Origin of the sequence: Streptomyces sp. NPDC020299, from assembly GCF_044387825.1 — a bacterium.
Taxonomy (GTDB): Bacteria; Actinomycetota; Actinomycetes; order Streptomycetales; family Streptomycetaceae; genus Streptomyces.
Map to the genome: position 1 here is coordinate 90,486 of NZ_JBIRWL010000008.1, position 24,987 is coordinate 115,472.

23 protein-coding genes are annotated in these 24,987 nt (G+C 72.2%); 13 read left to right on the forward strand and 10 right to left on the reverse strand.

Going from position 1 to position 24,987, the window contains the following annotated elements; translation table 11 throughout:
* Positions 1-265: 265 nt before the first annotated feature.
* Positions 266-1,354 carry a substrate-binding domain-containing protein gene (locus ACH45E_RS21445; protein WP_361445199.1) on the forward strand — a complete coding sequence of 363 codons (1,089 nt, stop codon included), beginning with the start codon at positions 266-268 and terminating at the stop codon, positions 1,352-1,354.
* Between the two features lie 37 nt (positions 1,355-1,391).
* On the forward strand, positions 1,392-2,654 hold the full coding sequence (locus ACH45E_RS21450; protein WP_361445202.1) for a sugar ABC transporter permease: 1,263 nt from the start codon (positions 1,392-1,394) through the stop codon (positions 2,652-2,654).
* Between the two features lie 37 nt (positions 2,655-2,691).
* On the opposite strand, the gene ACH45E_RS21455 is transcribed toward ACH45E_RS21450, so the two are convergent.
* Positions 2,692-4,269 (reverse strand): serine/threonine-protein kinase, encoded by a 1,578-nt coding sequence (locus tag ACH45E_RS21455; RefSeq protein WP_361445205.1) that lies wholly within the window; start codon positions 4,267-4,269, stop codon positions 2,692-2,694.
* Between the two features lie 131 nt (positions 4,270-4,400).
* Positions 4,401-4,853 (reverse strand): ATP-binding protein, encoded by a 453-nt coding sequence (locus ACH45E_RS21460; protein ID WP_361445208.1) that lies wholly within the window; start codon positions 4,851-4,853, stop codon positions 4,401-4,403.
* 166 nt (positions 4,854-5,019) lie between these two features.
* Between ACH45E_RS21460 and ACH45E_RS21465 the strand changes: the two genes are divergently transcribed.
* From ACH45E_RS21465 to grpE, 5 genes are all read left to right on the forward strand, one after another.
* The gene (locus tag ACH45E_RS21465; protein ID WP_361445211.1) at positions 5,020-5,385 is read left to right on the forward strand and encodes an STAS domain-containing protein; all 366 of its coding nucleotides are present in this window, start codon (positions 5,020-5,022) and stop codon (positions 5,383-5,385) included.
* A 55-nt stretch (positions 5,386-5,440) separates the two neighbouring features.
* Positions 5,441-5,731: a zinc-ribbon domain-containing protein gene (locus ACH45E_RS21470; RefSeq protein WP_361445214.1), complete on the forward strand. Its 291-nt coding sequence runs from the start codon at positions 5,441-5,443 to the stop codon at positions 5,729-5,731.
* 120 nt (positions 5,732-5,851) lie between these two features.
* Positions 5,852-6,769: a UTP--glucose-1-phosphate uridylyltransferase gene (locus ACH45E_RS21475; RefSeq protein WP_361445217.1), complete on the forward strand. Its 918-nt coding sequence runs from the start codon at positions 5,852-5,854 to the stop codon at positions 6,767-6,769.
* Positions 6,770-6,890: 121 nt separating this feature from the next.
* On the forward strand, positions 6,891-8,798 hold the full coding sequence (dnaK, locus tag ACH45E_RS21480) for a molecular chaperone DnaK (RefSeq protein ID WP_361445220.1): 1,908 nt from the start codon (positions 6,891-6,893) through the stop codon (positions 8,796-8,798).
* A 1-nt stretch (position 8,799) separates the two neighbouring features.
* A complete protein-coding gene (grpE, locus tag ACH45E_RS21485) occupies positions 8,800-9,309 on the forward strand; it encodes a nucleotide exchange factor GrpE (protein ID WP_361445223.1) in 510 nt (169 codons plus the stop codon).
* On the opposite strand, the gene ACH45E_RS21490 is transcribed toward grpE, so the two are convergent.
* Together ACH45E_RS21490 and ACH45E_RS21495 are read right to left on the reverse strand one after the other, a co-directional pair.
* Positions 9,296-10,111 carry a TIGR03943 family putative permease subunit gene (locus ACH45E_RS21490; protein ID WP_361445226.1) on the reverse strand — a complete coding sequence of 272 codons (816 nt, stop codon included), beginning with the start codon at positions 10,109-10,111 and terminating at the stop codon, positions 9,296-9,298. The genes grpE and ACH45E_RS21490 overlap by 14 nt on opposite strands.
* Positions 10,108-11,139: a permease gene (locus ACH45E_RS21495; RefSeq protein ID WP_361445229.1), complete on the reverse strand. Its 1,032-nt coding sequence runs from the start codon at positions 11,137-11,139 to the stop codon at positions 10,108-10,110. The genes ACH45E_RS21490 and ACH45E_RS21495 overlap by 4 nt, the downstream gene beginning before the upstream one ends.
* A 105-nt stretch (positions 11,140-11,244) precedes the next feature.
* On the opposite strand from ACH45E_RS21495, the gene ACH45E_RS21500 reads away from it, so the two are divergent.
* Positions 11,245-13,605 (forward strand): helix-turn-helix domain-containing protein, encoded by a 2,361-nt coding sequence (locus tag ACH45E_RS21500; protein ID WP_361445232.1) that lies wholly within the window; start codon positions 11,245-11,247, stop codon positions 13,603-13,605.
* On the opposite strand, the gene ACH45E_RS21505 is transcribed toward ACH45E_RS21500, so the two are convergent.
* From ACH45E_RS21505 to ACH45E_RS21525, 5 genes are all read right to left on the reverse strand, one after another.
* Entirely contained in the window at positions 13,493-14,491 is a 999-nt protein-coding gene (locus ACH45E_RS21505) for a helix-turn-helix domain-containing protein (protein WP_399041224.1), read from the reverse strand. The genes ACH45E_RS21500 and ACH45E_RS21505 overlap by 113 nt on opposite strands.
* A 73-nt stretch (positions 14,492-14,564) precedes the next feature.
* Positions 14,565-15,743: a hypothetical protein gene (locus ACH45E_RS21510; protein ID WP_361445835.1), complete on the reverse strand. Its 1,179-nt coding sequence runs from the start codon at positions 15,741-15,743 to the stop codon at positions 14,565-14,567.
* Positions 15,744-15,835: 92 nt separating this feature from the next.
* Positions 15,836-17,047: a bifunctional glycosyltransferase family 2/GtrA family protein gene (locus ACH45E_RS21515; RefSeq protein WP_361445838.1), complete on the reverse strand. Its 1,212-nt coding sequence runs from the start codon at positions 17,045-17,047 to the stop codon at positions 15,836-15,838.
* A 175-nt stretch (positions 17,048-17,222) separates the two neighbouring features.
* Positions 17,223-17,747, reverse strand: coding sequence for a hypothetical protein (locus ACH45E_RS21520; RefSeq protein WP_361445238.1), 525 nt, complete (start codon positions 17,745-17,747; stop codon positions 17,223-17,225).
* Between the two features lie 8 nt (positions 17,748-17,755).
* Positions 17,756-18,262: a SigE family RNA polymerase sigma factor gene (locus ACH45E_RS21525; protein WP_361445241.1), complete on the reverse strand. Its 507-nt coding sequence runs from the start codon at positions 18,260-18,262 to the stop codon at positions 17,756-17,758.
* Positions 18,263-18,501: 239 nt separating this feature from the next.
* On the opposite strand from ACH45E_RS21525, the gene ACH45E_RS21530 reads away from it, so the two are divergent.
* From ACH45E_RS21530 to katG, 5 genes are all read left to right on the forward strand, one after another.
* Entirely contained in the window at positions 18,502-18,849 is a 348-nt protein-coding gene (locus ACH45E_RS21530; protein ID WP_361445244.1) for a DUF1330 domain-containing protein, read from the forward strand.
* Positions 18,850-18,947: 98 nt separating this feature from the next.
* A complete protein-coding gene (locus ACH45E_RS21535) occupies positions 18,948-20,501 on the forward strand; it encodes a N,N-dimethylformamidase beta subunit family domain-containing protein (protein ID WP_361445248.1) in 1,554 nt (517 codons plus the stop codon).
* 41 nt (positions 20,502-20,542) lie between these two features.
* Complete coding sequence (locus tag ACH45E_RS21540) at positions 20,543-21,004, forward strand: hypothetical protein (RefSeq protein ID WP_361445251.1); 462 nt, start codon at positions 20,543-20,545, stop codon at positions 21,002-21,004.
* A gap of 75 nt (positions 21,005-21,079) precedes the next feature.
* Positions 21,080-21,517, forward strand: coding sequence for a Fur family transcriptional regulator (locus ACH45E_RS21545; protein WP_361445254.1), 438 nt, complete (start codon positions 21,080-21,082; stop codon positions 21,515-21,517).
* Between the two features lie 33 nt (positions 21,518-21,550).
* Positions 21,551-23,773 (forward strand): catalase/peroxidase HPI, encoded by a 2,223-nt coding sequence (katG, locus tag ACH45E_RS21550; protein WP_361445257.1) that lies wholly within the window; start codon positions 21,551-21,553, stop codon positions 23,771-23,773.
* Between the two features lie 224 nt (positions 23,774-23,997).
* On the opposite strand, the gene ACH45E_RS21555 is transcribed toward katG, so the two are convergent.
* On the reverse strand, positions 23,998-24,855 hold the full coding sequence (locus ACH45E_RS21555; protein WP_361445260.1) for a DMT family transporter: 858 nt from the start codon (positions 24,853-24,855) through the stop codon (positions 23,998-24,000).
* Positions 24,856-24,987 lie beyond the last annotated feature (132 nt).

Here is a 24,987-nt window from a genome sequence, read left to right on the forward strand (position 1 = left end):
CAATCCATCTCCCGTGCAGGCCATCTCCCGTGCAGGCCGGGGCACCGGCAGGCTGAGATCCCGGCACCCCGTACCAGAATCGCATATGTGAGCTAGCCGGACAGATCGGGTATATGCCATGGGTTCGCAGATCGCTGAGGCCGGTGCCACACTGACCGTGTGGTCGTCGTTCATATGACCCGCGACCCGCACGGCCCGGCCGACTCGCAGACGATCTCCGCGCCGCCCAGCGCGCGCACCGGTCTTACTCGGGAAGGTCCCTGGCATGAAGGCCTTCATCTGGAACGCGGCCAGGATCACGGCCGCGGCCTGCGCGGCCGTCGCTCTCGCCGCCTGCGGGCCGGGGGCCGGGAACGACCCCGGCGGGGGGAACACGCGGACGATCGGCATCCTGCTGCCGGACGCCACCACGGCCCGTTGGGAGACACAGGACAGGCCTTTGCTCGAGAAGCGGATCAAGGAGCTGTGCCACGACTGCCGGGTCGAGCATGTCAACGCCAAGGGTGATGTGGCCCTCCAGCAGGAGCAGATGGACTCGTTGATCACCAAGGGGGTCGACGCCATCGTCCTGGTGGCCGTGGACGCCCGGTCGATGGGCGCCACCGTCGCCAAGGCCCATGCGGCGGGCATCCCCGTCGTCGCCTACGACCGCCTCTCCGAGGGCCCGGTCTCGGGATACGTCTCCTTCGACGGCCACGAGATCGGCAGGCTCCAGGGCAGGGCGCTGCTGAAGGCCATGGGCGACCGGGGGCCCGGCAGCCGGATCGTCATGATGAACGGCGATCCCAGCGACCCCAACGCGGTGTCGTTCAAGCAGGGCGCACTCTCCGTGCTCAAGGGGAAAGTGAAGATCGCCAAGGCCTACGACACGCTCGACTGGCGGCCGGAGACGGCGCACATGAACATGAACGGCGCCATCTCCGCGGTCGGCGCCGGCAACATCGACGGGGTCTACGCCGCCAACGACGGCCTCGCCGCCGGCAGCATCTCCGCGCTGAAGGCGAACAAGGTCAGCCCGCTGCCCCCGGTCACCGGGCAGGACGCCGAACTCGCGGCCGTGCAGCGCATCGTCGACGGTGATCAGTACATGACGGTGTACAAGCCCTTCGGCCCCGAGGCCTCCGCCGGCGGCGCGATGGCCGTGGCCGCGGCCCGCGGTGACAGCCTCGACAAGATCGCCACGGGCAAGGTGCGGATGCGCGACGGGAAGACCGTTCCGGCCGTCATGCTCAGCCCGGTCTCCGTGACCGCCGCCAACATCAGGAGCACCCTGGTCAAGGACGGCATGTACACGGTCCGGCAGATCTGCACCCCTCGGCTCGGGACCGACTGCGCGAAGGCCGGGCTGACCTGACCGGCCGGCCTCCGACCAGGCAGAAGAGACGCACGACATGGCGGACAACACGCGGGCCGGACCCGCCGAGGCCGACACCGGAAGGCGGCGGCCGCACCCCGGGCACGCGGTCGCCCGCGCCGCACGGGACTCGGCCGCCGCCTTCCGGCACAGGCTGAGCGCCGGCGAGTTCGCCCACTTCCCCGTCGTCCTCGTCCTCGCCGTGGTCTGGATCACCTTCCAGAGCCTCGACCAGAACTTCCTCTCCCCCCGGAACCTGTCCAATCTCAGCGTGGACATCGTGGGTACGGGGCTGATCGCGGTCGGCATCGTCTTCGTGCTGCTGCTCGGTGAACTCGATCTGTCGGTCGGCTCGATCAGCGGGCTCGCGGCGGCGGTCTTCGCGGTACTGAACGTCGACAACGGCGTGCCGGAATGGCTCGCGCTCGTCCTCGCGGTGCTCACGGGCACCGTGGCGGGAACCGTCCAGGGCTTCTCCTTCGCCAAAACGCGGGTGCCGGCGTTCGTCGTCACCCTCGCGGGGCTGCTGACCTGGAACGGCCTGATGCTCTCCATCCTCGGCGCGAGCGGCACCGTCAACCTCGACGAGAACGGGCTTGTCGCCATGCTGACCAGCTATTACTTCACCGATGACGCCGCCGCCTACGGGCTGGCGGCACTCGGCACGGGTGCGGTGTTCCTCGCGTCCTACCTGGACCGGCGGCGCCGCAGGGCCATCGGCATGCCGCACCGCTCGCTCCGGGAGATCGGGGTACGTACGGCGGGAATCGCGGTGGTCGCGTTCGCCGCCGCGTATGTGCTCAACCGGTTCCAGGGGCTGCCGCTCGCTCTGCTGATCTTCCTCGTGGTGGTGGCCGGCCTCGACATCATGCTCCGGCGCACCCGCCACGGACGGCAGGTCTACGCACTCGGCGGCAGCGTCGAGGCGGCCCGGCGCGCCAGCCTCGGGGTGACGCGGGTGCAGACCGCGGTGCTCGCCGTCTCGGGCACCATGGCCGCGGTCGGCGGGCTGTTCATGGCCTCGCGCATCACCTCGGTGAGTCAGAACGCGGGCTCGGGACCGCTGCTGCTCAACGCCGTCGCGGCGGCCGTCATCGGTGGTACCAGTCTGTTCGGGGGCCGTGGTACGACCTGGTCGGCGGTGCTGGGCATCCTGGTCATCCAGTCGATCGCGTCGGGCATGGCGCTCACCGACACCCCCACCGCCGTCCAGCTCGTGATCACGGGCGGGGTCCTGTTCGCCGCCGTGGTCATCGACTCCCTGTCGCGACGCTCGCAGGAGGCGCACGGGAGGGCCTGACCGGGGGGCGGTACACGTGCCGCGGGACGGCGTCCGGTCAGGAGGCGCGGGTCAGGCGGGAGGGCGCGCCGGTCGTCTGGCTTCCCTCGTCGCCGAGGGAGAGTGTGTCGGCGGCCGTCTTGGTGAGGGTGTAGAGGTTGCCCTTGAGGCAGGTCACGCTCGCCGAGGTGTCCGTCGGGGCGCTCGACGCCGCCTCGAAGACCATCCTCGTACCGTGCGTCTCCCGCAGCAGCAGCGTCTCGGTGCATCCCACGTCCCGGCCGGTTCCGGCCTCGGTGACGTGGGTGACCTGTCTGCCCACGACCTTCCCCCGGTCCGCGGCGTGGAAGGTGACGGTGACAAGGACGCGGGTGGTGCGGAAGTTGGCGACGCCGTCGGCGGAGGGATCGCCGGGGCCGGTGCCCTTCCAGGTGCCGACCCAGGAGGCGGGCAGGGCGTCCGGCGTGACGGAAGGGGACACGGAAGGTGACGCGGAGGGCGAGGTCTTCTTGCCGTCCCCGTTCCCCAGGATGCCGGGGAGCACGGTCGCGATGACGGCGACGGCCACCGCCACCGCGCCCGCGACCACAACGGCCCTCCGGGTGCGCCGCGACCGCTCCGGCACGGGCCCGGTGCCCTGGCCGGGCGGGAAGCCCGGGGCCGGCGGGACGGCGGGAGTGGCGTAACCGCTCGGCGGCCCGAACCCGGGCGGCTGCGGCGGGGCGGAGGCCGCCGGCCGGTCCAGCGCCGCTCGCAATTCCTCTTCGCGGGAGGCGAGTTCGGCCTCCAGCCCGGGCGGCAGGGCGGCGGCCCAGCCGTCGGGAGCGGCGCCGAGGCGCTCCAGCAGCGCGCCGGCGGTGGGGTGCGCCTGAGGCGTCTTGTGCAGACAGGCGGTGAGCAGCGGCAGGAGGGACGGGGGCACGCCGTCGAGCACGGGTTCCTCGTGCACGATCCGGTACAGCAGCCGCGGCACCGAAGGCTCCTCCCCCGGGCGCAGGAAGGGGCCGTGCCCGGTGGCCGCGTACGCCAGGACCGCCGCCAGGCAGAAGACGTCCCCGGACTCGGCCGCACCCCCTCCGACCGCCTGCTCGGGCGCCATGTAGCCGGGTGAGCCCACGACGCCGCCGGTCCGGGTGTGGCGGGTGTCGTCGGCCGCGCGGGCGATGCCGAAGTCGATGAGCAGCGGGTGGCGGCGGCCCAGCAGTATGTTGGACGGCTTGACGTCCCGGTGCGCCAGGCCCGCCCGGTGCACCGCCCGCAGCGCTTCGGCGAGTTCGGCCGCCAGGGCCCGTACGCCGGCTTCGGGCAGCGGTCCGTGCCGCTCGACCCAGTCGGCGAGGGAGGGGGCGGGCACGTACTCCGTGGCCAGCCACTGGGGCCGCTGCCCCGGCGGGCTGTAGTCGACCACGGACACCGTCCACGGGGAGCGGACCCGGTCGCTGCTGGCCACCTCCCGGGCGAACCGCTCCTCGAAGCCCGGTTCGAGGCAGAGCTCCGGGCGCACGGTCTTCACCGCCAGCGGGCGGCCGGACGGGGTGCGGGAGAGGTACACCTGCCCCATGCCTCCCGCCCCGAGCCGGGCGAGCAGGGGGTAGCCGCCGACGCCGGACGGATCCGCGGACTCCAGACCCCTCATGAAACGCTCCCCCTCCGCGCCGACCCGCCCCTCGCATGGGCTTATATCACGGAGGGCGCCGCAGACCGGCGGCCGGAGGGTGCCGCTCACCGGCGGCCGGAGGGTGCCGGCCGGGCTCGTCAGCGGGCTCGTCAGCCGGGCTCGTCCGGCAGGGCGATACGGGCGGTGACGCGCTTGCCGACCGGTTCCCGCTGCACCTCGAAGCCCTGGGCGACGGCCATGACGATCTCCAGTCCGTGCTGGCCGACCCGGCCCGGGTCGGCGGCCCGCGCCACCGGCAGTACCGGGTCGCTGTCCCACACCTGCACTTCCACCAGGTCCCCGGCGATGCGCAGCTCCAGCAGCAGCGGGCCGGGAGCGTACTTGCGGGCGTTGGTCACCAGCTCACTGACGACCAGCTGGGTCAGATCCACGGCGCGGGCGGACACCGGCAGCCCGTACTCGCCCTGGACACGGGCGAGGAAGCCGGCCGCGCGGTGCCGGGCCTCCGCGATGCAACTCCCGTCCTCGTCAAGGGCGATGATCTCCTGCAGGTCGGCGTCTCTCACGCCTTCACCGCCAGGGGCCGACTCCACTGGGTCCATAACTGTTCCCCCGTTCACGCGCGTGCGTCTACCCGGGGGGCGGCGTCATATGCCTCGCACGACGGAGCGGGGCACGGGGGAGGTATGTCCGCGTGGCATCGGGGCAGGCTACCGACGCGGGTACCGGCCCGGGCGGACGCCGGCGAGCAGTTCTGGTGAGGAGACTGTGACAGACACCCATGACGCGGCACGGTCCGGCCGGCCGGCGATCGGTCACTCGACCGTCGACGGCATCCGTGTCGTCACCCTCAGCGGCGAGATCGACCACACCGTCCGCGACCTTCTCGGCCGGGCTCTGCTGCCGCCGGCCGGCGCGGCGGGCCCGCGTACCGTGATCGACCTCAGCGGTGTGACCTTCATGGACTCCAGCGGCATCAACGCCCTGATCAACGCCCATCACGCCACCGAGGACGCCGACGGCTGGCTGCGCCTGGCCGGTCCCCGGGACTCCGTCGTGCGCATCATGCGCATGGTCGGCATCGACCGCCTCATCCCCTGCTACCCGGACCTGCGGCAGGCCCTGGACAACTGACCGTCGCTCCCGCCGGTACTGTACGGACAGCATCGACCCGGGAAGGACCAACGACGTGATCATCTTCGGCACCAGGGGATACCTGTACCAGCTCGCGATACTGACGCTGGTGTGCGGCCGTTGCGGCAATCCCGCCGCGCACACGCTCCGCAAGCGCGTCACGAAGTTCACGCTGTTCTTCGTGCCGCTGTTCCCGGTCTCGACGAAGTACGCCACCCAGTGCACCTTCTGCGGCGCGGAGTCGAAGCTGGCCAAGGAGCAGGCGGAGCAGCTCCAGGCGCAGGCCGCGGGCGCGCACGCCGGTCAGCAGTACGGGCAGCAGCAGCAGCAGCCGTACCAGGGCTGAGCGGTCACCGGCCGCGCCCGGCCGGAGCCTTGGGCGGGCCGGGCGACGGGGACATGCGTTGATAGCGTCGAGGTGAGCCGTGCCGCGCGGCACGGTGACCGCTCGAACGAGAGAGATCCGATGTCCCCGACGATCCGCAGGGCCGTGATCCCCGCCGCCGGACTCGGCTCCCGGCTGCTGCCCCTGACCAAGGCCACCCCGAAGGAGATGCTGCCGGTCGGCGACAAGCCGGTCATCGAGCACACGGTGCGCGAACTCGTGGACTCCGGCATCACCGACATCACCATCGTCGTCTCCGGCGGCAAGTCGCTGATCCAGGACCACTTCCGACCGAACCCCGCGCTCGTCGCCCAGCTGCGGGCCGACGGCAAGACGGCCTACGCGGACGCGGTGGAGGAGGTCGCCGAGCTGGCCCACCGGGGCCACATCACCTACCTCGACCAGCACGGCCCGTACGGCAACGGCACTCCCGTGCTGAACGCCGCCCGCAACATCGGCGACGAACCCGTACTGGTGCTCTGGCCGGACGACGTGTTCGTGGCCGAAGTACCCCGGGCCCAGCAGCTGATCCGCGCCTACGAGCAGACCGGCTGCCCGGTGCTGGCCCTGATGCCGATGGACCCGGGTGACTCCCAGCGGTACGGCGTGCCCCTGGTCAAAGAGGACCTCGGTGACGGCACGCTGCGCATCACGGGCCTGGTCGAGAAGCCGCGGCCCGCCGACGCGCCCTCCTCGTACGCGGCGATCGGCGGCTACGTCATCACCCCCGGCATCATCGACGAGCTGCGCGAGCAGACCCGCCGCTGGTACGAGCACCGGACCGGCGAGGTCTATCTGACCGACGCCATCAACGCCTACGCCGCCACCCGGGCGGTGTACGGACAGGTCATCCAGGGCCGCTGGTACGACACCGGCAACCCGGCCGACTACCTGGTCGCCCAGATGGCCTTCGCCCTCGCCCACCCCCGGTACGCGCCCCTCCTGCGCGGCCTGGTGGGCGAACTCGACGGCACGTCCGGGACGGACCAGGGAGCGTAGTCCGGGCCCGAATCCCCAGCTCGCGGCGGGCGCCGAGGCGGCGGGAGAGCCGAAGCGGCGGGACAATGGTGGCAGCGCACCCCTGCGCCAAGCGGCGAGCGGCTGGAGGAGGGCGACCCAGATGGCGCGTCCGGTCGGTATTGATCTCGGTACGACGAACTCGGTGGTCTCGGTCCTCGAGGGCGGCGAGCCCACCGTCATCACCAACACGGAAGGCGCGCGGACCACCCCGTCGGTCGTGGCCTTCGCCAAGAACGGCGAGGTGCTGGTCGGCGAGGTCGCCAAGCGGCAGGCCGTGACCAATGTGGAGCGCACCGCCCGCTCCGTGAAGCGGCACATGGGTGACCACGGCTGGCGGTTCCCGGAACACGGGGACGGCAACGGCATCGACGGCAAGCGGTACACCGCGCAGGAGATCTCCGCGCGCGTCCTGCAGAAGCTGAAGCGGGACGCGGAGGCCTATCTGGGTGAGGACGTCACCGACGCGGTGATCACGGTACCGGCGTACTTCGACGACGCCCAGCGGCAGGCCACCAAGGAGGCGGGCGAGATCGCCGGGCTGAACGTCCTCAGGATCATCAACGAGCCGACGGCGGCGGCGCTGGCGTACGGGCTGGACAAGGAGAACGACCAGACGGTGCTCGTCTTCGACCTCGGCGGCGGCACCTTCGACGTCTCCCTGCTGGAGATGGGTGAGGGCGTCATCGAGGTGAAGGCCACCAACGGCGACACCCACCTCGGCGGTGACGACTGGGACCAGCGGGTCGTCGACCACCTGGTCCAGCAGTTCAAGAACAACTACGGCGTGGACCTGAGCAAGGACAAGATGGCCGTGCAGCGGCTTCGGGAGGCCGCCGAGAAGGCCAAGATCGAGCTGTCCAGCTCCTCGGAGACCACCATCAACCTCCCGTATGTCACGGCGTCCGCCGAGGGCCCGCTGCACCTGGAGGAGAAGCTCACCCGCGCCCAGTTCCAGCAGCTGACGAGTGAGCTGCTGGAGCGCTGCAAGGGGCCGTTCCACAACGCGGTCAAGGACGCCGGCATCAAGGTGTCCGGCATCGACCACGTCGTGATGGTGGGCGGTTCGACGCGGATGCCCGCCGTGACGGAGCTGGTGCGGGAGCTGACCGGCAAGGACCCGCACAAGGGCGTCAACCCGGACGAGGTCGTGGCCGTCGGCGCGTCCCTGCAGGCCGGTGTGCTCAAGGGCGAGGTCAAGGACATCCTGCTGCTGGACGTCACCCCGCTGTCCCTGGGCATCGAGACCAAGGGCGGCATCATGACCAGGCTGATCGAGCGGAACACGACCATTCCGACCCGGCGTGCGGAGATCTTCACCACCGCCGAGGACAACCAGCCCTCGGTGACCGTGCAGGTGTACCAGGGCGAGCGGGAGATCGCCGCGTACAACAAGAAGCTCGGCATGTTCGAGCTGACCGGTCTGCCGCCGGCGCCGCGCGGCGTACCGCAGATCGAGGTCGCCTTCGACATCGACGCCAACGGCATCATGCATGTCTTCGCGAAGGACCTCGGCACGGGCAGGGAGCAGAAGATGACGGTCACCGGCGGCTCCGCGCTGCCGAGGAACGACATCGACCGCATGGTCCGCGAGGCCGAGCAGCACGCCGAGGAGGACCGCGGGCGGCGCGAGGCGGCCGAGACGCGCAACCAGGCCGAACAACTCGTCTACCAGACGGAGAAACTCCTCAGGGAGAACCCGGAAAAGGTGCCGGGAGAGGTACGTGACGAGGTCGAGGGCGCGCTCGCCGATCTGAAGGAGAAGCTCAAGGGCGAGGACCCGACGGCCGTCCGGGAATCCCTGGACCGGGCGGCGCGGGCCGCGCAGAAGATCGGTACCGCGATGTACGAGCAGTCGCGCGCCGAGCAGGCGGCGTCGGGCTCCGCGGCGGCCGGGGCGTCCGGGCAGTCCGGCTCCTCCGGGGCGTCCGCGGAGTCCGGGGCGGAGGAGGACGTCGTGGACGCCGAGATCGTCGACGACCAGGGCGAGAAGGACGACAGGGCGGGCTGAGATGAACCAGAGCCGGCCGCGGGGCACGGCGGAACTCGAGCGCCTGCTCCAGGAGCGCACCGCCGATCTCCAGCGGATCAAGGCCGAGTACGACAACTACCGCAAGCGGGTGCGGCGGGACCGGCTGGCCGTGCGGCAGATCGCGGTCGCCAATGTGCTCACCGGCCTGCTGCCGGTGCTGGACGCCGTCGACCGCGCCGTGGCGCACGAGCCGCTGACACCGGGGCTGAAGGACATCGCCGACACGCTTCAGAGCCAGGCCGGCGCCCTGGGGCTTGTGGTGTTCGGGGAGGTGGGCGACGAGTTCGACCCGACCCGCCACGAGGCCCTGACCCACCACGTCCGCGAGGACGCCGACCGCCTGGTGTGCACGGCGGTGCGCCGCCCCGGCTACCGCGTCGGCGACCAGCTGCTGCGCCCCGCCCATGTGGAGGTGACGGGCCCGCCCCCGGCACGGCCGACGCGGGCGGAGCCGCCGTTTCCGCCCCGTCCGTACCTCAGGAGGGCGTGAGCGGGAGGTCGTCCGTGTAGGCGTTGACCGGCTGGGGGACGGGCTGGACGCGGTGCACGTCGAGGGCGGCGGACGCGGACCCGGTGCCGAGCGTTCCGTGGGGGTGCCAGGTGCCGGTGACGGCCACCCAGGTGTTGGCGGGCAGCGCGGAGGGCCCGTACATCCGTACCTTGACCGACTGTGAATCGGCCGCGCAGCAGGTGAAGATGATCCGGGTCAGATACCAGCCGCCGCCCTGCCCGGCCGGGGTGACGAAGCCGGTCATGCGGACGCTGCGGCCCCTGATGTCCCGCTGCCGGTCCTGCCGCACCCGGGCGGTGAAGTCGGTGAGGGTCATGGGCAGCGGCGACGGGGTGTCCGGCAGCGGGTCGAACCGTTTCCCCGCCTGCACGGGCCTGTCGCCCGCCCGCGACGCGGTGTACGCGCCCAGGGCGGGCGGGGCGAAGAGGAGGAGGCTGAGGGCGGGCAGGAACAGCAGCCAGGCGATCCGGGGCGCCGCGGTGTGGTCGTGGCCGTGCGTGTGCCCGTGGTCCCCGCCCTCGGCGTGCCGGGTGCAGGCCCTCGTACTGGTTGTACTTGGGTCTGTGCCCGGTGCGGCGAGAGTACGTGCCGGGCGTCGCCGGGCAGCCGGGACTTTCGCAACAGGCCCGAGTCCCGCCAGCAGGAGCAGCACGCCCGACGCGATCAGCGGCAGGCGCAGGCCCTCCTTGACGTAGCGCAGGTAGAGGTCGGTGAAGAGGGTGGCGTGCAGCAGGCCGAGGCCGGTCAGGACCAGCAGGAGTGCCTGCGCGGTGCGTCTCACAGCAGTACGCCTCCGATCAGGACGCTCGCGGCCACCGCCACCACCGTCGTCGCCGCGCAGAAGCGGAGCGCGAAGGCCCGGCCGAAGGTGCCGGTCTGAAGCGCGATCAGTTTCAGGTCGACCATCGGGCCGACCACCAGGAAGGCGAGCCGGGCGGTCGGCGAGAAGCCGCTGAGCGATGCCGCGACGAAGGCGTCGGCCTCCGAGCAGACGGCGAGCAGAACGGCGAGCGCGGCGAGGAAGAGCACCGACAGCCAGGGCGAGCCGGTGAAGGTGTCGAGGACGGAGCGCGGCACGGCGACGTTGAAGGTGGCCGCGGCCATGGCCCCGAGGACCAGATAGCCGCCCGCGTGCAGGAAGTCGTGCTGGAAGCCGAGGCGGAACTCCCTCCAGCGGCTGTGGCCGGGGTGGTGGCCGCTGTGCCGGACGGCGGGCCGCAGCCATTCCTCGCGCCCCAGCCAGAGCCACAGCCAGCCCATCACGACGGCGGTGCCGAGCGAGGCGAGCAGCCGGGCCAGGACCATGGCGGGGTCGCCGGGGAAGGCGACCGCGGTGGCCGTCAGCACGATCGGGTTGATGGCGGGCGCCGAGAGGAGGAAGGCGAAGGCGGCGGCCGGGGTGACGCCACGCCGGATCAGGCTGCCGGCGACCGGTACGGAGGCGCACTCGCAGCCCGGCAGGACGGCGCCGGCGACACCGGCCACCGGGACGGCGAGCGCGGGGTGCCGCGGCAGCACCCTGGTGAACAGATCGGCCGGTACGAAGGCGTTGATGGCGCCGGAGAGGGCCGTACCCAGCAGGAGGAAGGGCAGGGCCTGCACGGTGATGGCCAGGCAGACCGTACGCCAGGCCGCCACGGCCGGATGGCCGAGCCACTGGGTGTCCCCCAGCGCCGGGACCGCCGCGAGGCCCACGACGGTCGCGAGGGCGGCGGCGTACGGCCACGGGACGGCACGGCGTGCGGGAACGCCGGGCGGCGGGCCCGCCATCCCGCCCCTCACATCAACCAGTTCATCCGTTTTTGCCATTTTTACTCCGGATGTCGGATGTTCTGCCGAAGATAAGCCCGCGTCACCGCCTACGCCCGCCGCACACGCCGCGGCCCACGAATGGCCCCGCATACACTGAGCGCCGTGAGCGAGGAGCACGGGGGAACGCGCGGCGGGGGGACGCCGTTCGGCCGGATGCTGCGGGAGCTGCGGCTGGGCCGCCGGCTGACGATCGAGGAGCTCGCCGAGGCATCGGGCGTCTCCGGGCGGGCCATCGGGGACATGGAGCGGGGCCGGAGTCTGCGGCCGCATCCCGGGACCGTCACCGCGCTCGCCCAGGGCCTCCGGCTGGACGAGGCGGCCCGTGCCGGCCTGCTGAACGCCGTCCGCGCCACCCGTCCGGGGCCGAAGGCCGCCGTCCCCGCCAAGCCGGCGCAGTACACGCTGCCGAGAGGTGTCCCGGACTTCGTCGGCAGACAGGCGGAGCTGTCCGTCCTGCGCGCCCTCGCCCAGCGGGCGGCCGACGACGCCGGACCGGCGCGGCCGGGGCCCGCGGCACCGCCGGTGGCGGTGGTGTTCGGACCGCCGGGCAGCGGCAAGACCACGCTGGCGGTGCGGCTGGCCAAGGAGTCGGCGCCCTCGTTCCCGGATGGAACGTTCCTGCTGGACATGCGGGGCCTCGACGCACAGCCGCTCCCGGCGGAGCAGGCCGTACCGCGTCTGCTGGCCGCGTGGGGCGTGGGGGACGGCGAGCTGGCGGGGCTCGGCGCCGAGGAGCGGATGGCGCGCTACTACGCGATCACGGCCGGGCTGCGCGCGGTGCTGGTCCTGGACAACGCGGGGAGCGAGACCCAGATCAGAGAGCTGCTGCCGCGCGAGGGGCGCCTGCTCGTCGTGGTGACCAGCCGCCGCACGCTCGCCGGTCTGGAGGGGGTACGGCGCCTGGAGCTCGGCACGCTGGACCCGGTGGAGTCCGCCGCCCTGCTGCGCGCGGTCGTCGGCGCCGACCGCGTCGACGCCGAGCCGGCCGCCGCGCACTTGGTCACCGAGTTGTGCGGCCACCTCCCCCTGGCCCTGCGCGTGGCCGCCAACTGGGCCGCCACCCGCACCAACTGGAGCCTGCGACGGCTCGCCGACCGGCTGGCCGACGAGGACCGCAGACTGGACGCGCTCAGCGCCGGGGATCTGCGGGTCAACTCCGCCTTCGCGCTGTCCTATTCACGCCTGGCGCCCGAGGCCGCCCGGATGTTCCGGCTGCTGTCGCTGGTCCCGGGAGGGGACTTCGGGGTGCCACTGGCGGCCGCGCTCACGGCCGCGCCGCCGATCGCCGCCGAGGACCTCCTGGAGGAACTGCTGGAAGCGGGACTGCTGATGACCTCCCGTGACGACCGCTACCGCTTCCACGACCTGCTGCGCCTGTACGCCGGGGCCCGCCACCGCGCCGAGGACGGCGCGCAGGAGTCCGCGGCCGCGCGCACCCGGCTGCGCTCCTGGCTGCTGGACACCGCCGTCCTCGCCGGCCGCTGGTACGAGCCCGGCTACGGTGCTCCGCCGCCCGATCCCGGCCGCCTGGTCGCCCTGGACGACCCCGACCAGGCGCTGCGCTGGATCAAGGCCGAGAGCGACAACTGGCTCGCGGCGTTCCGGGAGGCCGCCGACACCGGCGAGCACACCAGGGTCACCGAGGTCGCCGAGGCCATGCACTGGTTCTCGGAGCACTGGGTGTCCTGGGGCCAGTGGACCGAGATCTACGAACGCGCCGCCGAGGCCGGAGCGTCACTGGGGGACGCCGCCCTGGAGGCCACCCACCTCAACTACCTCGCCTGGGCCTACTGGGCCTGCGAACGCCGCCACGCCGAAGCGGTCGCGGCGGCCACCCGCGCGCTCGGCCTCGCCCGGGACTGCGGGGACATCGGCCAGCAGGGACATGCGCACGCCTACCTCGGCTGGCTGCAGAACGCGGTCGGCGACCTCTCGTCCGCCGCCGACAACTGCCACCGCGCCCGGGAACTGTTCGACCGGGCCGACAACATCAACGGATACCTCCAGGCCGCCAATCTGAGCATCACGCTGCTGCGCAAGACCGGGCGGGCCCCGGAAGCCATCGCGGCCTACCGGAACGTCATGGACGCTCTCGCCGATCCCCGCAACCGCGACCGCGTGCCGCCCAACGTCCGGCACATCACCGGACTGATCGCCAGATACCACGTGTCCTTCGTCCATCTCGACCAGGAGCGCTGGCAGGACGCGGCCGACGTACTGCGCTCCATCCACGGGCAGTTCGACACCCTCGGCTACCACCGGCAGGCGGGCCGGGTCCATCTGCACCTGGCCCGGGCACTCGCCCACCTCGGTGAGGGCGCCGAGGCCGCCGCCGAGTACCGCGCCGTGCTCACGATGGAAGACCGCCTCCCGGACGATCTGCTGGAAGAGGCCCGCGCGGGCCTGGACTCGCTTGCCACTCGCGAGGGCTCATCCCGTACGCCGCGCGGAACGCCCGGCTGAAGTGGCTGGGGCTGACGAAGCCCCAGCGCCGGGCGATGCCCGCCACCCCGATCTCCAGGGCTGTCGGCCTCAGCAGGTCGCGGCGGCAGCGCTCCAGACGCTGCGTCCGGATCCAGCCGGCCACCGTGGCCCCGTCCTGTTCGAACAGCTTGTGCAGCCGGCGGACCGACATGAAGTGCGCCGCGGCGATCGTGGCCGGCGACAGACCGGGGTCGGCGAGGTGGCGCATGATGTGGTCCTTCACCCGCACCAGGGTGGCCGCGGCGGTCTCCGGGGCCCGAGAGCCGGCATGACCGCGGCGTTCGTCGATCAGCAGGGTCAGCAGGTCGAGGGCGGTGGCGGCGACACGCCTTCGGACGGCGTCGTCGAAGCCCGCCGCCTCGCGTGCCATGCGCGTGAAATAGGCCGACACCAGGGCGGCGGTTCCCGTGTCACCGGTGAAGGCGGTCGCCGTCATTTCGCGCAGGTCGTCGTCCCGGACATGCAGTTCCTGGCGGGGGAAGTGGAAGGCGACGAAGGAGAATTCACCCTCGAGTCTCTTCCGGAACGGGCGGGAGGAATCCGAGAGGGAGAAGTCGCCCGGCCCCATCAGGGACTCCCGCCCGTCCTGCTCCTTCAGCGCGGTGCCCCGCTGCTGGATGCTGAGGGTGAGGTACTCGCGCCCGTCCCGGGCGATGAGCCGCCGGCTGCGCGTCACCGCCTGCGGTCCCGCCTGCACATGGGCGACCTGCACGGCACCGAGCCGCTCGCTGACGATCGTGCCGGGCGAGGGCTCCCTCTCGAGGAGGGCGACGTCGAGCGGTATGAAGGTGCGGGACACGACGTCGTGCCAGCACTCCTCCCGCTCGGAGGCGGCCAGCGGCGCCGTGGACAGCGTCTTGGTCACGGGGACCATGTCATCACCGCGGTGCCGGGCGGTCCAGGAAGAATCGGAGGAAGAATCGCGCGGCCCGGCTCGGTTACGGGACCCCCGCCTCGAAGAGCACGTACCCCGCGTACGAACCCGAGGCCACCGCGGCGATGCCGAGCACCGTGCACAGCACGGGCAGCCGCAGCCGGCGCAGTGCCAGGGCGACGGGGATGAAGAGCGGGAAGGCGGGGAGCAGGTAGCGGGAGACGTTGCCGAAGATCTGCTGGCTGCCCAGGACCAGGGCGAAGGTGAGGAGCGTGTAGACGGTCAGGACGGCCGGCGGGCGCAACTGGATCAGCAGCGGGATCAGGATCAGGCCCAGCAGCACGACGCCCACGCCGATGGTGTCCTCGAAGGGGAACGCGAAGAGGTAGTCGTAGTGGCCCACCGCGACGGAGTCGAGGACGTCGAGGGTCTGCTTCCCGTAGTCGAAGGTGTGGGCCCAGGCTCCCTTCTGGAGGGCGAAGTAGCCGCCGTAGTCGCCCATCCGGTGGCCGACCCACAGCAGGTAGCCGAAGAGCCCGAGCGGGGCGATCAGCACCGCGGTCAGCGGGCGCGCGACACCGTCCTCGCGCCGTCTCAGGGAGAGCAGCGCGGCCACGGTGAGGCCCGCGATGAGCGCGGCGGCGGTGGGGCGGTTGAGGCCGGCGAGGAAGGTGAGGATGCCGGCGGTGAGCCATCGGCGGGTCATCACGGCGTGGCAGGCCCAGACGGCGAGCGCGACGTACAGGGACTCCGAGTAGCCCGACCACTCCAGACCGGAGCCCGGCCACACCGCCCACAGTCCGGCCGCGGCCAGCCCGGCCCGTCTGCCGCCGAACCGGGCGGCGACGGCGTAGATGCCGAGGGCGGCCACGAACGAGGCGACGACGGAGACCAGCATGCCGGAGCCGTACAGGCCGAGGCCGGTGCAGTCGGAGACCACCTTCATCGCCGCGGGGTAGAGCGGGAAGAACGCCGCCGAGTTGCCTTCCAGGGTGATCAGCCCGGTCGCCCCGGGGACGTGGACGAGCGCGGGGTGGTAGCCGTGCGCGGCGATCTGCTGGTACCACCAGCCGTCCCAGCTGGCCAGGACGTCCCAGGCGTGGGCGCCGCCGCCGAAGCGCGGGTACTTCTTCCGGAAGTCCCCGGAGGAGTCCAGCAGATACATGAAGACCAGGAAGCCGATGAGCTTCAGCACGCCGTAGAGCGCGAGCACGGGACCGTGGTGACGGACCGTACGGCGCAGCGCCGCGCCGGGGTTCGAGTCGAACTCGTCGGCACCGGCGGCGGGTTCGGGTGCGTCGGTGTCGGGCCCGGTGGCCGGCGCGATGGTGTGGTTCACGCGGCCGTACCTCCCGTGCCTTCCGTGCCACTACGGCGACGGGTGGGGAACACCCAGGCCCTGAAGAGCAGGAACCGCAGGAGGGTCGCCGCCAGGTTGGCGGCGACCAGCACGGCCACCTCCGTACGGCGCCCGGCAGCGGGGGCCGCCTGGTGGAGCACGGCGAGCGCGCCGCTGGTGAGCGCCAGGCCGATCGCGAACACCATGAGGCCCTTGGCCTGGTGCCGCATCGCACCGCCGCGGCCGCGCAGCCCGAAGGTGAGCCGCCGGTTGGCGGCCGTGTTGGCGACCGCGCAGATCAGCAGGGCCAGCGCGTTGGCGGCCTGCGGTCCCGTCGCGGGACGCGACAGGGCGTACAGGAGCACGTATCCGACGGTGCTCACGGCCCCCACCGCGGCGAACCGCAGCAGTTGGCCGGCCAGCCCGGGGCCGCCCGGCGGGTCGCCCTCGGCGCTGCGGCGCAGTCCGGCCATCGGAAGAGTGCCGCGGGCCAGCGCCCGGCCGATCCTGGCGATGCCGCGCAGGTCGGCCAGCGCCGTGGAGAGGATGTCGACCCGGCTGTCGGGATCGTCCACCCAGTCGACCGGCACCTCGTGGATGCGCAGCCCCGCGCGTTCGGCGATCACCAGCAGTTCGGTGTCGAAGAACCAGCCCGAGTCCTTCACCAGGGGCAGCAGCCGCTCGGCGACATCGCGCCGCACCGCCTTGAATCCGCACTGCGCGTCGGAGAACCCGACGGCGAGCGTGGAACGCAACAGGGCGTTGTAGCAGCGGGAGATGACCTCCCGCTTGGGGCCGCGCACCACCCGTGAACCGCGTGCCAGGCGCGTGCCGATGGCGATGTCGGAGTGCCCGGAGATCAGCGGCGCCACCAGGGGGAACAGCGCCGACAGATCGGTCGACAGATCCACGTCCAGGTAGGCGAGCACCGGCGCCCGCGAGGCCGACCACGCGGCCCGCAACGCCCGGCCCCGGCCCTTCTCCGCCAGTCGCAGCCACTGGGCCTCGGGCAGCTCCGCGGCCAGCCGGGCCGCGATCCTCGGGGTCTCGTCGGTGCTGGCGTTGTCCGCGACGGTGATCCGGAACGGGTACGGGAAGGTCTCGCGCAGGTGGGCGTGGAGTCGCCGCACGCTCGGTTCGAGGTCCCGTTCCTCGTTGAACACCGGGACGACCACGTCCAGGACGGGCTCCCGCTGGTGCGCCGGCACCGGTGTGCGCAGCGGCAGTCGGTCCGGGGCGAGCGGGTCCGTCACGGCTATCGGGCCAATGTGTGTCAAGACGTGTCCAGGTTCGGGCCTGCCGCAGGGTGCGCGGGGTGACGCGGCAGCGCTGCGGTCAGGGATTTCGGATGGGGCGGTCGCGGAGCCTTGCTGGTTCTTCTCGCTATCCGGGGCCCGTCGAGACCGCCGACACCGACGGTCCGGCGGTCGAGGCTGTGCGCGACGGTGCGGCCGGTGGGCTCGGGGTCTTTGAGGTGGAGGGCACAGAGGTGGCGGGCTCAGTGGTGGTGGGAGCGTCCGGGGGCGGGGACGGTGTGTCCGAACTCCTATTGGTGGACGGTGCGTTGGGGGGCAGGGAGGTTTCGCCGGCGGGTCCGGTCGGCAGCGCGTCGACGGTCTGGCTCGGGGAGTCCTCCGGCGACGGCGCCGGGCTCGGGGAGGCCGGGCTGATCACGGGCCGTGGCAGGGGAGCCTGCGGTCTGTTCTCGACCCGGTCGTGGGGCAGCAGGAACAGGCCGATCCCGAGTCCGGCGACGGCCAGGGCGGAGCCGACGGCCCGCTGTGCCAGGCGGGTACGCCGGCGGGTGCGCACCCCGGCCCGCAGGCGCACCTGGTGTTCGGCCTCGAAGGGGGCGTGTTCCTGGGCGTCGCGCATCATGCGCGCGAGCTCCCGCTCGAAGTGATCCATGGACTCCCCTAACCCACCGGCTCGATGACATCGGCCAGAATCCGGCGCAGCCGTGCCACGCCGCGCGACGCATGGGACCGGGCGGTGCCGACCGGGCACCCCAGCACCTCCGCGACCTGTTTCTCCGGCAGGTCCTGGTAGTAGCGCAGCACCACCGCGGCCCGCTGCTTCGGCGGCAGTTGGGCGAGGGCGGCCTCCAGTCTCGAGCGCTCCGCCACGGAGGCGGACACGTCGTCCGCCTCCGCCCGGTCCGGCAGCTGCTCGACCGGGCGCTCCCCCCACCAGCGCCGCCGCGCCGAGCGGGCCGCCGCGCGCGCCAGAATTTTGCGTACGTACGCCTCCGGGGCCTCGTCCGCGATTTTGGGCCAGACGAACCAGAGCTTGACCAGCGCCTCCTGGAGCAGGTCCTCGGCCCGGTGCCGGTCGCCTCCCACGAGGAGCCGTGAGAGGTGGAACAACGCCGACCAACGGGCCGCCACGAACCCGTCGAACCCATCGGCCCGGCCCTGCTCCATCCGCACTTCCCCCGCTCCGGCCATCCCCCTACGCCCTGTGAAAGACGTTGGCGCCCGCTGTGCGATGCACTCCGGTCGTGTGATCCGGGTCACTCGACGCCGCGAGGGTGGCGCAAGGGCAGCGCGTAGGCGGCGGAACGTTCCGCCGCTTACCTGAAAGGTCATCGCGCCCGCCGTGTCCGCGTGCCACGATCATCGGCGTACGGAGCCCGCCCGACCCGACCGAACGGAAGGACGCCATGCCCGCCTACGTCATCGGCCACCTCAAGGACGCCGCGCCGCACCCGGAGATCCCCGAGTACATCGAGCGCGTCACCGCCACCTTCGAGCCGTACGGCGGCCGTTTCCTGGTGCACGCCGCCCAGCACGAGGTGAAGGAGGGCAGCTGGCCCGGGCACGTCGTGGTGATCGGCTTCCCCGGCATCGCCGAGGCACGGGCCTGGTGGGACTCACCCGCGTACCAGGAGATCGCACCACTGCGCCACCGGCACATCGAGGGCGACATCATCCTGGTCGAGGGCGTGCCCGAGGGCTACGACGCGGCTGGCACCGCGAAGGCCATGCGGGAGGGCATGTCCGCCGGGTAGCGGCCCAGGGACCGGACCGGACCGGACGGGACCGGTTGCGGGGCCATGGGGGTGCCCTGAGGCTGGGAGCGGCGGAACGGAGGGGGTGAGGAGGCGGTGTGGCTTCGGCACAGCACCCGGTGCACCCCGGCGGTTCCGGTGTCTCACGGCGGCGGTTCCTGTGCCTGTGCGCGGGCGCGGGCCTGGGCGCGGCGGCCTGCGACCACACGCGTGCCGGCCGTCCGCCCGACACGGGTGACGCCGGCCGCCTTCCGGAAGCCGAACGCGACGCGCCGGGATCGCCCGACTGGCGGATCAGGTCCGTGGGCCCGCCGGAGGCGATCGCGGGCTATGCCGACCGGGTGAGCGTGACGCCCGGCGAGGAGTGCGGGCTGTTCGTGTCGACGACGGCGGCCTCGTTCCGGGTGTCGGCGTTCCGGGTGGGCTGGTACGGCGGTGCCCTGGCCCGGCGGGTGTGGTCCTCCGCTCCCCTACGCGGGCGGGTCCAGCGGGCCCCGCGGCTGGAGCCGGAGACCCGTACCGTCCGCGCGGGCTGGCGGCGCACCCTGACGCTGGACACCACCGGCTGGCCGGAGGGCGCGTACCTGCTGCGGCTGGACGCGGACAGCGGCCATCAGCGCCACGTGCCCCTGATCGTGCGCTCGGTCCGGGGGGCGGGGCGCACGGTGCTGCTGCACGCCCCGGCCACCTGGCAGGCGTACAACCGGTGGGGCGGGGCGAGTCTCTACGCCGGTGCGTCGGGGGCGTACGCGACCCGGTCCCTGGCGGTCGGCTTCGACCGGCCCTACGACGGCGACGGTGCCGAGAAGTTCCGGGTGTACGAGTGGCCGGCGGTGGTGCTCGCGGAGCGGTTGCGCATCCCGCTCGCGTACAGCACCGGCGTCGACGTCCACGAGGACCCCGCGGTGCTGGACGGCGCGGCGTGCGTGGTCTGCCTGGGACACGACGAGTACTGGACGAACGAGCAGCGCGCGCACGTCACGCGGGCCCGTGACACGGGCTCCAACATCGCGTTCCTCGGCGCGAACACCTGTTTCCGGCGGATCCGGCTGCAGCCCGGTCCGGATCCGGCCGGCCGCACGGTGGTGTGCTACAAGTCCGACTACCGGGCCGACCCCTGCTATCCCTCCCAGCCGGCCCTGGTGACCACCGACTTCCGTGCCGGGCCGGCACCGGACCCCGAATCGTCCCTGACGGGCGTGCTCTACGAGGGATACCCGGTGGACGCTCCCTACGTCGTCCGCTCGGCCGGCCACTGGCTCCACGAGGGCACCGCCGTGCGCTCCGGCGACGCCTTCCCCCACCTGGTGGGCGTCGAGTACGACCGCGTCACGCCCACCTCCCCCACTCCGCGCACGCTCGAGATCACCGCCCACTCGCCGCTCGTCAGCGCGGGCCGGCCCAGCCACAGCGACTCCGCGTACTACACCGTCCCCAGCGGCGCGGGCGTGTTCGCGACCGGCACCATGCGCTGGGTGGAGGCCCTCGTGGCCGGCACCGGTGAGCTCGGCCGCGACCACGGCATGGACGCCCGCACCCGCGCCTTCGTGACCCGCACGACGGAGAATTTCCTGCGCGCCTTCGCCGAGGGCCCGGCCGCCCGGCACCGGCCGGCACCTCACCCCAACACGGATGAGGTTCACGCCACTTGAGCCTGCCGCAGGCTGTCGTCGGCAGCGGCTAACCTCTGGTCGTGAGCGACAACCACCTCACCGTGATCCCGACCGCACCCCACTGGCAGCCCGACAGGGCCGCGGCCGACCGCGCAGCGGCGCTCATAACGCGCCTGTGCCCCGGCATTCACTCCGGACATGTCGAGTCCCACTGGCACGACACCGTCACCCTCGTCCTGTGCGGCTCGAACCTCAAGTCGGTCGGCTGCCCCCGCTGCCACGGCCGGCCGGACCTGAGCGACTGGGCGTTCGCACGCATCGACGATGCCTACCGGACCGGCTTCGCCGACCTCGACGCCGAGACGCCCTGCTGTGGCGCCACGGTCTCGCTGAACGACTTGGACTACCGGTGGCCGTGCGGCTTCGCGCGCTTCCAGCTCGACGTGATCTACCCCGACCGAGGCTGGCTCACCGACGAGGAACTGGCCGCCGTCACCGACGCCCTCGGCCACCCGGTCCGGCAGATCCTCTCCCACTTCTGAACTTCACGACACGCCCTAAACTTGAATGGTTCGTTTTACTTCACAGCTCGTGTTCATCGGGATAGGTTGGCCGCCATGACCGCATCCCGGATCCCGACCCCCGCCGAGGAGCTGCGCGGTGCCGGCCTTCGGGTGACGGCTGCCCGCGTCGCGCTGCTCGAGACCGTCCGGGCCGGTGACCACCTCGATGTCGAGGCGATCGCCGCCGGGGTCCGCGACCGCGTGGGCCATATTTCCCTGCAAGCCGTCTACGAGGCGCTCCACGCGCTCACCGCGGCGAGCCTCATACGCCGGATCGAACCGGCCGGCAGCCCGGCCCGGTTCGAGGGACGTGTCGGGGACAACCACCACCACGTCGTGTGCCGGTCGTGCGGTGCCGTCGCCGACGTGGACTGCGCGGTCGGCGACGCCCCGTGCCTGGCCGCCTCCGACGACCACGGCTTCTCGATCGACGAGGCCGAGGTCACCTACTGGGGCCTGTGCCCCGACTGTTCCACCGCCCGCAGTTCCTGAGCATTGCGATCCAGCCAGTTCGGAAGGACTCCTATGACCGAGAACCACGATGCGATCGTCACGGACCCCAAGCCGGAGGAGGCCGGTGGCTGCCCCGTCGCGCACGGGCGTGCCCTCCACCCGACTCAGGGCGGCGGAAACCGCCAGTGGTGGCCGGAGCGGCTCAATCTGAAGATCCTCTCCAAGAACCCCGCCGAGGCGAACCCCCTCGGTGAGAAGTTCGACTACGCCGAGGCGTTCGGGGCCCTCGACCTGGCGGCCGTGAAGCAGGACATCGCCGAGGTGCTGACCACCTCGCAGGACTTCTGGCCCGCCGACTTCGGCAACTACGGCCCGCTGATGATCCGCATGGCGTGGCACAGCGCGGGCACCTACCGCATCAGCGACGGCCGCGGCGGCGCCGGCGCCGGACAGCAGCGCTTCGCCCCGCTCAACAGCTGGCCGGACAACGGCAACCTGGACAAGGCCCGCCGTCTGCTGTGGCCGGTGAAGAAGAAGTACGGCCAGAGCATCTCCTGGGCCGACCTGATGATCCTCACCGGCAACGTCGCGCTGGAGCAGATGGGCTTTTCGACCTTCGGTTTCGCCGGCGGCCGTGAGGACGTCTGGGAGGCCGAGGAGGACGTCTACTGGGGCCCCGAGACCACCTGGCTCGACGACAAGCGCTACACCGGCGACCGCGAGCTGGAGAACCCGCTCGGCGCGGTCCAGATGGGTCTGATCTACGTCAACCCCGAGGGCCCGAACGGCAACCCGGACCCGATCGCGGCGGCCCGCGACATCCGTGAGACGTTCCGCCGCATGGCGATGAACGACGAGGAGACCGTCGCGCTGATCGCCGGCGGCCACACCTTCGGCAAGACCCACGGCGCCGGCCCGGCCGACCACGTGGGCGCCGACCCCGAGGCCGCCTCGATGGCGGAGCAGGGCCTGGGCTGGAAGAGCACCTACAACACGGGTGTGGGCAAGGACGCCATCACCAGTGGCCTGGAGGTCATCTGGACGACGACCCCCACCCAGTGGAGCAACGGGTTCTTCAAGAACCTCTTCGAGTACGAGTACGAGCCCGACCGGAGCCCGGCCGGCGCGCACCAGTGGATCGCCAAGGACGCCCCGGAGATCGTGCCGGACGCCTTCGACGCGGAGAAGAAGCACCGTCCGCGGATGCTCACCACCGACCTGTCGCTGCGCTTCGACCCGATCTACGAGCCGATCTCCCGCCGCTTCTACGAGAACCCCGAGGAGTTCGCGGACGCGTTCGCCCGCGCCTGGTACAAGCTGACCCACCGCGACATGGGCCCGAAGTCGCTGTACCTCGGCCCCGAGGTCCCCGAGGAGACCCTGCTGTGGCAGGACCCGCTGCCGGAGCGCGAGGGTGAGCTGATCGACGACGCCGACGTCGCGGCCCTCAAGACCAAGCTGCTCGAGTCCGGCCTGACCGTGTCCCAGCTGGTCGGCACCGCGTGGGCGTCCGCGTCCACCTTCCGCGGCAGCGACAAGCGCGGCGGTGCCAACGGCGCCCGTATCCGTCTTCAGCCGCAGCGCGGCTGGGAGGTCAACGACCCCGACCAGCTCACGCTGGTGCTGCGCACCCTCGAGGGCATCCAGCAGGAGTTCAACGCCTCCGCCGGCGCCAAGAAGGTCTCGCTGGCCGACCTGATCGTCCTCGGCGGTGTCGCGGCCGTGGAGAAGGCCGCGAAGGAGGGCGGCTTCGAGGTCGAGGTGGCCTTCACGCCGGGCCGGGTCGACGCGGCCGAGGAGCACACCGACGCGGAGTCCTTCGAGGCGCTGGAGCCGACCGCGGACGGCTTCCGCAACTACCTGGGCAAGGGCAACCGTCTGCCGGCCGAGTTCCTGCTGGTCGACCGGGCGAACCTGCTCACGCTGAGCGCTCCCGAGATGACGGCCCTCGTCGGCGGTCTGCGCGTGCTGGGCGCGGGCCACCAGGGTTCGCAGCTCGGTGTCCTCACCAAGACGCCCGGCTCGCTGACGAACGACTTCTTCGTCAACCTGCTCGACCTGGGCACGACCTGGTCGGCGACCTCTGAGGACCAGACCACGTTCGAGGGCCGCGACGCCGCCACGGGCGAGGTCAAGTGGGCCGGCAGCCGTGCCGACCTGGTCTTCGGCTCGAACTCCGAGCTGCGGGCGCTCGCGGAGGTCTACGCGAGCGACGACGCGAAGGAGAAGTTCGTGTACGACTTCGTCGCCGCGTGGGCCAAGGTCATGGACCTCGACCGGTTCGACCTCGTCTGACCGGGGTGTAGTCACGCAAGGGCGTCCAGGCCGGTCCCGCCGACCGGTCTGGACGCGCACGCGTGCTACCCGCGCGTACGTGTGCGCGCGAGGGGCTGTCCGGCCGATCATGCCGCAGCCGCGGGGCTTGGCCCGCCCATGTGCTGCGTTGTCGTCGGTTGCCCCGCTGACCAGCGTCGATGAGGCACCGCCCGTGTCCTGCGACCTGATGCGCCGGACAGGCCCTAGTGGACGAGATCGGCGAGCTGGGGCACCACGCGCGTCAGCCTCAGGACGCCCCACAGGATCAGCAGGGCCCCGGCCAGCTCGGGCAGCAGCCACCAGCCCGTGCGGATCTGCTCGTCGTACAGCGCCACGCCCAGCGCGAGGCTCACCGTCGCGTCACCGATGGTCAGGGCGGGCTGCGAGGCGACCAGCGGGCCGGCCTGCAGGGAGTTCTCCAGCAGCAGGACCGCGCCGACGCCGACGAGCGCGAACCCGTAGGTCTGCCAGGTGGCCAGAAAGGCGGGCAGACCGTCGTCGGCGAGCCGGTCCGTGGCCGACTTCATCAGGGCCGCGGTCAGCGCGTTGCCGATCGCGGCGGCCGAGGCCAGCGCGGCCGCCCGGAACAGGGCGGAGCGCGACGGAAGCGCGAGGGCGACCGCCGCGCCCATCGCCCCCAGGCACAGCGCCAGCACCGGCACCCAGCGCTCCATGGCCGCCTGGTTCCGGGTGCCCGAGGGATCCGCCGCCACCAGGACCAGCGCAAGTCCGCCGACCACCGACCCGACCGCGTGCCAGCCGACGCCGGGCAGCCGGCGGTGCATGAGCGGAGCGGCGATCAGCAGCGCGAACGGCAGTTCCAGGATGAACAGCGGCTGGACCAGCGCCATGGGCCCGTTGATCAGTGCGATGGCCTGGAACAGGGCGGCGCCCGCGACACCGGCGATGCCGATCATCCACGCGGGGCGCCGGACGAGCGCGGCCATCAGAGGCAGGCCACCGCCCCGTGACACCGTCGAGGCGGCCTTGCGCTGGAACGCCGTACCCACGGCGTTGCTGGCGGCGCCCAGGACGGCGAAGAGCACGGCGAGCACGATCACCCCTCCACCATCCCTCGCCCCGCACGGTTCGGCCTCGTCACAAGGGGCGCACGGATCACGGGGGTGAGCCCTGTACGCGCCCCCACGGACCCGGGGAAAATGCGCCAAGTCAGCGGCTGGGCGGCCGAGATG